Origin of the sequence: Bacillus sp. R86525, assembly GCF_042466195.1 — a bacterium.
Lineage (GTDB): Bacteria > Bacillota > Bacilli > Bacillales > Bacillaceae_G > Bacillus_A > Bacillus_A nitratireducens.
Genome location: NZ_JAXHPX010000007.1, coordinates 5,115,001 through 5,125,000 on the forward strand (window position 1 = coordinate 5,115,001; position 10,000 = coordinate 5,125,000).

Consider the following 10,000-nt stretch of genomic DNA (forward strand, 5'->3'; position numbering starts at 1 on the left):
CCATTCGCTCGACTTGCATGTATTAGGCACGCCGCCAGCGTTCATCCTGAGCCAGGATCAAACTCTCCAATAAAGTTAGTTTGTCTAGCATCTAAAAATAAAAATTGACGTTCACGTTGTTTGTTTCGTTCAGTTTTCAAAGAACTACTTGGTCGCTCATTTGCGACTTCCTTATGTTAACATTTTCATATCTCAATGTCAACTAAGTTTTTCATTTCGTTTGTCGCTTTCTGCGTTGTTGCTATCGGCGACTTGTCCTATATTACACCTCAATACTCTAATCGTCAACACCTTTTTGTTTTTTATTTTACAAATCATAAAAGGCATTGAAACTTCCGAATTTCTAGTCCATCCCTAGCGATTATTAAACTTATGTAGTCACTTTAATAATCTGCGGTTTATACTCGTTTATTTACTTACCACTAATACCTTTCTAAAGAATGAATATCAGATCAAACAAATATATATTAAGGATAGCATTTTTTATTTTGAGGACATCACAGCTAAAATCACCATGTCTCTCCTCCCACTTATCTCTAGGAATGATAAATAAACTTAGGAGGCGTTATGAAATGCATGTTAACAAGAAAATCATTTATGTATCCCATGATGCCCATTTCCACGGAGCGCAGCTGCTTTCTTTACATACTATTAAAGCTCTTAAAGAAAACTTTCATTACTCCGTCGCGATTATTTCTATTGGAACGGGCATTTTAATCCACGACTTTCAAAAGTATGGTCCTGTTTATTGCCTAGAGGAAGACTACCCAACGGAAGAAAAGGTCGAATTATTAATAAAGGAGTTATTATCACAAGACTATACCATCGCCATATGTAGTACCGTCATAAGTGGTGATATAGTTGCATTACTAGCTAAATACAATATAAAGGTTATTTCATTAATACATGAATTGCCGCATTTAATACAACAGTACTCTGCCGAGGGAAAAGCTAGAAACATTGCCGAGTTTGCTTACAAAATTGTCTTCCCTTCACAGTACGTGTATGAAAAATTCCGTACAATCACTCAATTAGATCATCAAAAATGCCACATCCTCCCTCAAGGTTTGTTTAACCACAATCCTTATAAGGACAATATTGCAAAAGCTAGAAACGAATTACGAAAAAAACACAACCTGCCTCTAGACAGCAAAATCATTTTGGGGGTAGGTTTCGCTGATCATCGAAAAGGGATAGATTTATTCTCACTTATTGCTTACTCAGTAAGAAAGGTTCATACGAATATTCATTTTATCTGGGTTGGGAGAACAGATGTTCACTTTTTAAATACGCTCTCCCAAAGATATACGGCACATTTCACATTAGTGGAGCCTACTCCAGATATCGGTTTATATAACGCCGGGGCTGATTTATATTTATTAACTTCAAGAGAAGATCCTTTTCCCAACGTTGTTTTAGAAGCATTAGATACAAAAGTCCCTGTTATAGGGTTTAAAAACGCTGGAGGTTTTGAAGATGTTGTTACGGAACAAACTGGCGCCTTAGTAGACTTTTTAAATTTACCGAAGATGCTGGAAAGAATATATGAATTTATTGGAGATGAAGATTTACGATTACAAAAAGGTAGCTTCGGCCAAGAACTTATCGAAAAAGATTTCAACTTTCTTCATTACATTTATCAATTATTAAACCTGCTTGAGCATAATTATAAAAAAATAAGCGTAATTGTACCGAACTATAATTACGAAAATTACTTACCTGACCGAGTTAAATCAATATTAAACCAAACCTATCCCCTTTACGAACTAATTTTCCTAGACGATGCCTCTACTGACAATAGCGTATCTATATTTGAAAAGCTGCTCTCAAACGAAAATAAGCCCCACCTAAAATTTCAGCAGATTATTAATGATAAAAACTCTGGTTCTGTATTTAAACAATGGATAAAAGGCGTCTCTGCAGCAACCGGTGATTATATTTGGATTGCAGAGGCCGATGACTTATGTGATCAGACATTTTTAGAAGAAGTAATACAAGGGTTTCATATAAATGGTGATGTTACCTTAAGCTACACACAATCAAAACAAATAGATGAACAAGGGAATGTCCTGGCCAATCATTATTTAGATTACACAAATGATATTGATAAAGAAAAATGGAAAAGTTCTTATTTTAGAAAAGGGACAGATGAAATACAAGATACGTTACTTATCAAAAACACCATACCTAATGTCTCAAGTGTAGTTTTTAAAAACATAGATATAAAAACAACAGAAAAACAATTAGAAAAGTTTAAAGTGGCTGGTGATTGGTTTTTCTATGTTTCTCTTCTTAAAGAGGGGAATATTTATTTCAATCCAAAACCCCTAAACTATCATAGACGACATACAAATAGCGTAACGAAAACCGAAGATCCATATTCTCATTACAGTGAAGTTATACAAATGCAGAATTTTATTAAAGAAACCTTTACTATCGACGACATTTCTAAAATGAAAATGTACACATATAGAAAGTATCTTAAAACATATTTGAAGATTTAACTATATACTTTCCTCACCATCAGTATCTCTTGTAAGGCGTTACTATCATTTAAGGGGGGGTTACTCTTTGAAAGAATTTATAGAGGCAAATAAAGATTTGATTTCTCAAATCGCACACAACTACAATGTAAATGCAAGTATCCATCCAGAGGATCATATCTTTCAATTCCTTGTCACTAATCCAGTCTTCCCATCTAAAAAGGAAGCGATAGATTATTATTTTAAAGATGGAAAAAACTCAGCAGAAACACTCTTAGATTTAATTACTTCCTTTTATCCTCCTATAGACAATCCAATTAAATTATTAGAATTCGCATCCGGATATGGCTGCGTAACACGTCATTTATTAAACCTACAAAAGAACTTAAGTATAACTACCTGTGATATACATGAAGAGGCTATTACTTTTATTGAAAGCACATTAAATACTTCTTCTATATTATCTCACCCTGAACCCGAACAAGTAAAAATTGCCTCTTCTACGTATGATATTGTTTTTTGTCTATCCTTTTTTTCTCATATGCCTGATACGACTTGGTTTCGTTGGCTTCAAACATTGTATAACGCTGTTTCACCCGGCGGCTTATTCATTTTCACAACTCACGGATATCAAAGTAAAAAGTACTTCGGCTTTCCAAATTTAAATAAACAGGGGTATTGGTTTCTCCCCTCTAGTGAACAATTTGATTTAGATGTTAATCAATACGGACAAACGATAGTTAGTCCCTCTTACGTATGTGACAAAATTAAATTATTACCCTATAACCCTGTTATCAAAAAATTCAATGAAGGTTTTTGGTGGGAACATCAAGACCTTTGGATAATACAAAAAGAAATAAAATAATAAACCATGCCCTACTTATATACAAGTGGGGCATGGTTTATTATTTTTCACTATATAAGAACTCTTCAATCCATAGCTTATTTAATCTAATTCCACTTTTGAAATCTATTTTAGGCTCCCAATTACATTCTTGTCTTACCCTATCTATATTCAAAATGATTTTTTGAACATTCTCTTGTTTTTGTTTATAACAGATAAAATCCACTTTTCTTTCTGTTAATTTCTCCAATTCTACTATAATTCGTTTTAAAGAGAGACCTTTGCCGCTTCCTATGTTATATACGCAAGATTTCAATCGATTAAATTGCGATAGTTGTATCGTGATTTCAACTAAATCATCGATATAAATATAATCTCGAATAATCTCTTGTGGATTCCCGTATATATTAATCCTTTCATTACTGAGATGCTGATACAAAAAACAATTTATTGCCCCAACTTTCTTTAAAGGATTTTGATATTTTCCATATGGATTAGAATATCTACATACAACATAGTCTATTCCATATTTCCTCTTATAAAAATACAAATAATTCTCAAGCGACACTTTTGTTATCCCATATGGAGAAAGTGGTTTTAATGGATGCTTCTCATCAATAGGTAAATATTCAGGTTCACCATAAACCGTTCCTCCAGAAGACGCTAATACAATTTTTTTAATCTGAAAATCTTTAACACTTTCCATGAAATTAAGAAAAAAAAAGCTACTATTAATATCTCCAAAAACATCTTCAATTGAAGTTGCTACATTAGACGTTGCAGCTAAATAAATAATGATATCCACATTCACTAAAGCTTTATATATATCTTCAACATTTTCTAAATCACCTCTAATAAATTCAACTTCGCTTATAATATTTTGAGGAAAATTATTTATATGTCTGGAAAATACTTTTACATTTTGACCCTGTTTTAATAAACCTAATGCGAGGTTAATACCAATGAAACTATTTCCACCTACTATTAAATAATTATTCTTCCTCATAATATCCTCTCTAGTAATAAAATTTTTACTCGTCACACCTAGAAATACAAATAAATGAACTTGGTCACTTCTATTATTCATCCTCTTATAATTGTATGCTCCTTATAAATTTTCATTATCTTTATTTTATATTTTCATTTTAGAATCGCTATCTTATCCAAGATGACCGCAAAAGGCACTCATAATATTTACTCATTTCCATGAATATATTGGATTAATAAAAACTTCTTTTCCCATATTCTCACTCGTTTATTCTATTTAAAGAACCCTCTCCGTGAATAAAACTTTCAAAAAGGAGTACTAAATTTATGAAGAATGTAAATCAAGAGCTTTTAAATCATGTAATGCTACATAAAGATCGAATTCCACATTTCCATAAAGACTTTCCACTTATACTATTCTGGAGCCATAGAAGCGGATGTACCACATTAGCTAATTGGTTCTTTTTTCAAATTGGATTATTTCCTGAAGCAAAGAAATACAATGATTTTATTCATTACTATGAGTTCTGGGTGTATAAAAACAATACAAATTACATACCCGAGTTACAAAATGGTCTCCTGGAAGCAAAAAAAGATGTTTATAAACTTGTGCGAAACCCCTATACAAGGGCGGTCAGCTCCTTTTTATTGCTTGCTGACAATCCATATGCTAGCCCTCAATGGGAAAGTATCCGGCATTATTTTTATAATGACAAATATAGTAACCAAGGAATATCATTTAAACAATTTTTATATTACGTTCAAGCATTAGGTTCCAATTCCCTAGCAATAGATATACATTTTAGTCAGCAATACGCCCCAGGTGAAGAAAACTTCACCCAATGCTATATTCCTTTAGAAGATTTTAATACACAAATCACCAAGATAGAACACACGTACGATTTGGCTAAATCAAATTTAGCGCTTCTTACAAATTCAAATCATCATCGCGCTCATAAGATGCTTTATACGGGAAGCTATGCAGAACTTAGCATTACGGATGCATCCTTCCCCCGCTTTCCAACATATGAAAGCTTTTATGATAAAGAAACCATGGATTTAGTTACAGAAATATATACACAGGACTTTGAAATGTATCCGTACACAAAGGGGATATTTTAAGTCTATACATTCTTCAATGAATAAAAGCGAATGTATCGCATAGCATAAAGTGAAACTTTAATTAGCGTGGGGTTCTCTCCCGCTAATTATTCCCTTCTACCAATCTTACTTTTATGGGTTCCCTAATTTTCACCCACTCTCTTTGATTTCGCTGATTGTTGACGTGTGTGTCATATGCATTTAACACAGGAGTGATGTCATGTGGAAGGTAATTTGAAACACAATAATGGATACTGTGTTATTTGTGAGAAGGAAACTACATTTATAGAGCATAATGATTGGCTTAGAGATCATTACTTATGTTCTACATGCCACTCTATACCGAGGCAACGAGCTTTAATCCATGTTTTAAATACATTTTTTCCAAAATGGGGTTCCTATAATATCCACGAATCCTCTCCTGGGGGAATTACAACTCAGCTACTAATAAAAAACTGCAAAAACTATACATATTCTCAATACTTTAAAAACTATCCTCTAGGCCAATACTTTCAAGGAATTAGATGTGAGAACTTAGAAGACATGACCTTCCAAAATGAATCTTTTGATTTATTCATTACTCAAGATGTTTTTGAACATGTCATGACACCAAACAAGGCCTTTAAAGAAATAGAACGAGTATTAAAGCCTGGCGGTGCTCATGTATTTACTGTCCCTTGGTATCATACACTCACAAAGACTTTGCAAAGAGCGAGAGTGAATAAAGAAGTGATTGAGTATATTGAAGAGCCCATTTATCATGGAAACCCTATCGATGAGAATGGATCTTTAGTAACATTTGATTGGGGGCAAGATATGATTGAATATATTTATACACATGCAAATATGTATACTATTGTTTATTTACAAAAGGATAGATCACTAGGATTAGATGCTGAATTTTTACATGTTTTTATTAGTACAAAAAGCTCGTAAATAATTTTTATCATTATGTAATTCGGAGATTTAACAAATGAATAACTTTAAGTTAGGAAGTGATTTTGATAACCTTGTTAGTCCATTATCTGATGTTGAACTTCTAAATCTATTTATACAAAGTTGCTCACAAACAACTATAAAAGGCGTTCCCGTACCTATGTTCCCCCCTGAAAAAAATTCAAAAACAATTTGTAGGCGCTTCCTATGAACACGCCTTATATGAAGCATATTTGTTTTATAGCTATATAAAAACATACGCTCAAAATTTAGGTGTTCCCTTGAATAAAGAAAGTAAAGTGTTAGACTTTGGTTGCGGATAGGGAAGAATTATACGTTTCTTATTTAAAGATGTCTCTGATCAAAATCCGCTCGGCATTGATGTGGATCCTGCAATGATCACTCTTTGTAATGAAACATTAGGAAGGGGTATATATAAAACAGCCAGTCCACAACCTCCTGTAAAATTTATTCACGACAATTCGTTAGACATCATATTCGCTTATTCTGTATTCTCGCATTTATCTGAAGCAACTGCAGAAAATTGGATAAAAGAATTTTCAAGAATACTTCGTCCAGGCGGAATTTTTATCGCAACAACACAGGCACGATATTTTCTCGATTTTTGTCAGCAATTTAAAGAACATCCTGAATTAATTCAAACAGGATGGCATAAAACTTTATCTCAAGCTTTTCCAGATATACATCGCGCCATCTCAGATTATGAGAGCGGCAATTTTGTCCACAGTCCTACTGGTGCAGGAAATGTTAGAAATAGCAGCTTTTACGGAGAAACTGTTATACCTATGACTTATATTAAAAAACATTATAAGAAGTACCTAAAACTGCGGGATTTTTTTGATGATGTAAACCGACTACCACAGGCTTTATTTGTTCTCCAGAAAGAGTAACTTCTTTCGCCCATCATAATACACTAAATTTCATGATGAACGACACTTTTTATTTCAGCCATATATATCAAAGCATCTTATGCTCTCATATTAAGCAAACTGTAAAACCAAATCCAATACGTAGTATAAAAAGAACAGTAAGCAAATAACAAATCTCTTGTTTTAAACTTACTCCACAAAATCAAAAGTAACTTCCCACCACTTGAACTCCGAAGAACATAAGGGGGATATAACTTGAAAATAATCGCTTTTTACTTACCACAATTCCATCAAATAAAAGAAAATGATCGATGGTGGGGTAAAGGTTTTACTGAATGGACAAATACTAAAAATGCACAACCTTTATTTTCAGGACATTATCAACCTAGGGAACCTTATCAAGATTTTTATTATGATTTAACCACCCCATCCGTAAGAAAATGGCAAGCAAAAATCGCTAAAGCATACGGCATATATGGCTTTTGTTATTATCACTACTGGTTTAAAGGTAAGAGGCTATTAGAAACACCTTTTAATGAGGTACTTCAGATGGGGGAACCAGATTTTCCATTTTGCCTTTCTTGGGCAAATGAACCATGGACAAAAACTTGGGATGGTCTCGATAAACATATATTAATGCCTCAAGATTATGGAGATGTAGCGGATTGGAAAGAGCACTTTGAATATTTATTACAAGCGTTCCAAGATAAAAGATATATTCGTATAGATGGCAAGCCTCTATTCATTATTTATCGCCCAGGACATATTCCTGATTGTGAAAAAATGCTTAATTATTGGAATACACTAGCACAAGAAAATGGTTTAAAAGGTATATTTTTTGTAGAAACACTAAACAGTTTTCCAATTCCACATATAAATGGATTCGGCGCTAGCATTCAATTTGAACCTTTTTATACAATTGCCCATGATAGCTCTTCAGACATAAATAAAACAATATATGAGTCTGGTATGCAATTAAATGCTTGGGACTACGATAAAGTATGGATGTATATATTAAAACGATCTCCCTCAAAGAAAAAAACATTCCCTGGAGCTTTTGTTGATTGGGATAATACAGCTCGCCGCAAAGATTTAAACAGTAGTATTTTCATAGGTTCTACCCCTGAGAAGTTCACAATATATTTGAGCAAGCAAATTCATCGTGCATACTCCCTCTATAATAGCGAGTTTTTATTTATTAATGCTTGGAATGAGTGGGCGGAAGGTACTTACTTAGAACCCGATAAAAAATATGGGTTCGCTTATTTAGAAGGAGTTAAAAAGGCAATTAATCGAGGCATAAAAGCATACAAAAAAGACGAGTCATTCTGACTCGTCTTAAAGTTGCTTGGCGACGTCCTACTCTCACAGGGACAAGGTCCCAACTACCATCGGCGCTAGAGAGCTTAACTTCCGTGTTCGGTATGGGAACGGGTGTGACCTCTCTGCCATCATCACCAAACTATGAAGGCATATTCCTTCAAAACTAGATAACATTTGCTACATATTATATGGTTAAGTCCTCGATCTATTAGTATTCGTCAGCTCCACATGTCACCATGCTTCCACCTCGAACCTATCAACCTGATCATCTTTCAGGGATCTTACTAGCTTACGCTATGGGAAATCTCATCTTGAGGGGGGCTTCATGCTTAGATGCTTTCAGCACTTATCCCTTCCGCACATAGCTACCCAGCTATGCCCTTGGCAGAACAACTGGTACACCAGCGGTGCGTCCATCCCGGTCCTCTCGTACTAAGGACAGCTCCTCTCAAATTTCCTACGCCCACGACGGATAGGGACCGAACTGTCTCACGACGTTCTGAACCCAGCTCGCGTACCGCTTTAATGGGCGAACAGCCCAACCCTTGGGACCGACTACAGCCCCAGGATGCGATGAGCCGACATCGAGGTGCCAAACCTCCCCGTCGATGTGGACTCTTGGGGGAGATAAGCCTGTTATCCCCGGGGTAGCTTTTATCCGTTGAGCGATGGCCCTTCCATGCGGAACCACCGGATCACTAAGCCCGACTTTCGTCCCTGCTCGACTTGTAGGTCTCGCAGTCAAGCTCCCTTATGCCTTTGCACTCTACGAATGATTTCCAACCATTCTGAGGGAACCTTTGGGCGCCTCCGTTACACTTTAGGAGGCGACCGCCCCAGTCAAACTGCCCACCTGACACTGTCTCCCGGGTCGATAAGACCCGTAGGTTAGAATTTCAATACAGTCAGGGCGGTATCCCACCAGCGCCTCCACCGAAGCTAGCGCTCCGGTTTCAATGGCTCCCGCCTATCCTGTACAAACTGTACCAAAATTCAATATCAGGCTACAGTAAAGCTCCACGGGGTCTTTCCGTCCTGTCGCGGGTAACCTGCATCTTCACAGGTACTATAATTTCACCGAGTCTCTGGTTGAGACAGTGCCCAAATCGTTACACCTTTCGTGCGGGTCGGAACTTACCCGACAAGGAATTTCGCTACCTTAGGACCGTTATAGTTACGGCCGCCGTTTACTGGGGCTTCAGTTCAGAGCTTCGCTTACGCTAACCCCTCTCCTTAACCTTCCAGCACCGGGCAGGTGTCAGCCCCTATACTTCGCCTTACGGCTTCGCAGAGACCTGTGTTTTTGCTAAACAGTCGCTTGGGCGTATTCACTGCGGCTTTCCGTTAAGAAAGCACCCCTTCTCCCGAAGTTACGGGGTCATTTTGCCGAGTTCCTTAACCAGAGTTCTCTCGCACACCTTAGGATTCTCTCCTCG

6 protein-coding genes, 3 rRNA genes and 1 pseudogene (2 of these 10 running past the window's edge) are annotated in these 10,000 nt (G+C 36.0%); 6 read left to right on the top strand and 4 right to left on the bottom strand.

The genetic code is table 11. The features are described from left to right. Positions 1-73, bottom strand: a 16S ribosomal RNA gene (locus tag SJY24_RS28870); it reaches 1,479 nt to the left of the window's first position. A gap of 499 nt (positions 74-572) precedes the next feature. On the opposite strand from SJY24_RS28870, the gene SJY24_RS28875 reads away from it, so the two are divergent. Further along, positions 573-2,504 (top strand): glycosyltransferase, encoded by a 1,932-nt coding sequence (locus tag SJY24_RS28875; protein ID WP_377867089.1) that lies wholly within the window; start codon positions 573-575, stop codon positions 2,502-2,504. 67 nt (positions 2,505-2,571) lie between these two features. Beyond that, positions 2,572-3,348 carry a class I SAM-dependent methyltransferase gene (locus SJY24_RS28880; RefSeq protein ID WP_377867090.1) on the top strand — a complete coding sequence of 259 codons (777 nt, stop codon included), beginning with the start codon at positions 2,572-2,574 and terminating at the stop codon, positions 3,346-3,348. 40 nt (positions 3,349-3,388) lie between these two features. Here the strand turns inward: SJY24_RS28880 and SJY24_RS28885 are convergent, their stop codons facing one another. Continuing rightward, a complete protein-coding gene (locus tag SJY24_RS28885) occupies positions 3,389-4,333 on the bottom strand; it encodes an NAD-dependent epimerase/dehydratase family protein (protein WP_098220820.1) in 945 nt (314 codons plus the stop codon). 308 nt (positions 4,334-4,641) lie between these two features. Here SJY24_RS28885 and SJY24_RS28890 point away from each other — a divergent pair, with 308 nt between their 5' ends. The 4 genes and pseudogenes from SJY24_RS28890 (at position 4,642) to SJY24_RS28905 (ending at position 8,573) form a co-directional block, all read left to right on the top strand. Beyond that, positions 4,642-5,436 carry a sulfotransferase family 2 domain-containing protein gene (locus SJY24_RS28890; protein WP_377867091.1) on the top strand — a complete coding sequence of 265 codons (795 nt, stop codon included), beginning with the start codon at positions 4,642-4,644 and terminating at the stop codon, positions 5,434-5,436. Positions 5,437-5,637: 201 nt separating this feature from the next. Then, positions 5,638-6,351: a class I SAM-dependent methyltransferase gene (locus SJY24_RS28895; RefSeq protein ID WP_016128233.1), complete on the top strand. Its 714-nt coding sequence runs from the start codon at positions 5,638-5,640 to the stop codon at positions 6,349-6,351. A 37-nt stretch (positions 6,352-6,388) separates the two neighbouring features. Next, positions 6,389-7,262, top strand: a pseudogene (locus SJY24_RS28900) (class I SAM-dependent methyltransferase). Between the two features lie 234 nt (positions 7,263-7,496). Next, positions 7,497-8,573 carry a glycosyltransferase WbsX family protein gene (locus tag SJY24_RS28905; RefSeq protein ID WP_377867092.1) on the top strand — a complete coding sequence of 359 codons (1,077 nt, stop codon included), beginning with the start codon at positions 7,497-7,499 and terminating at the stop codon, positions 8,571-8,573. Between the two features lie 14 nt (positions 8,574-8,587). Here SJY24_RS28905 and rrf read toward each other — a convergent pair. Both rrf and SJY24_RS28915 read right to left on the bottom strand, forming a co-directional pair. Next, positions 8,588-8,703 (bottom strand): 5S ribosomal RNA (rrf, locus tag SJY24_RS28910). A 49-nt stretch (positions 8,704-8,752) separates the two neighbouring features. Next, a 23S ribosomal RNA gene (locus tag SJY24_RS28915) occupies positions 8,753-10,000 on the bottom strand (it continues 1,674 nt past the right edge of the window).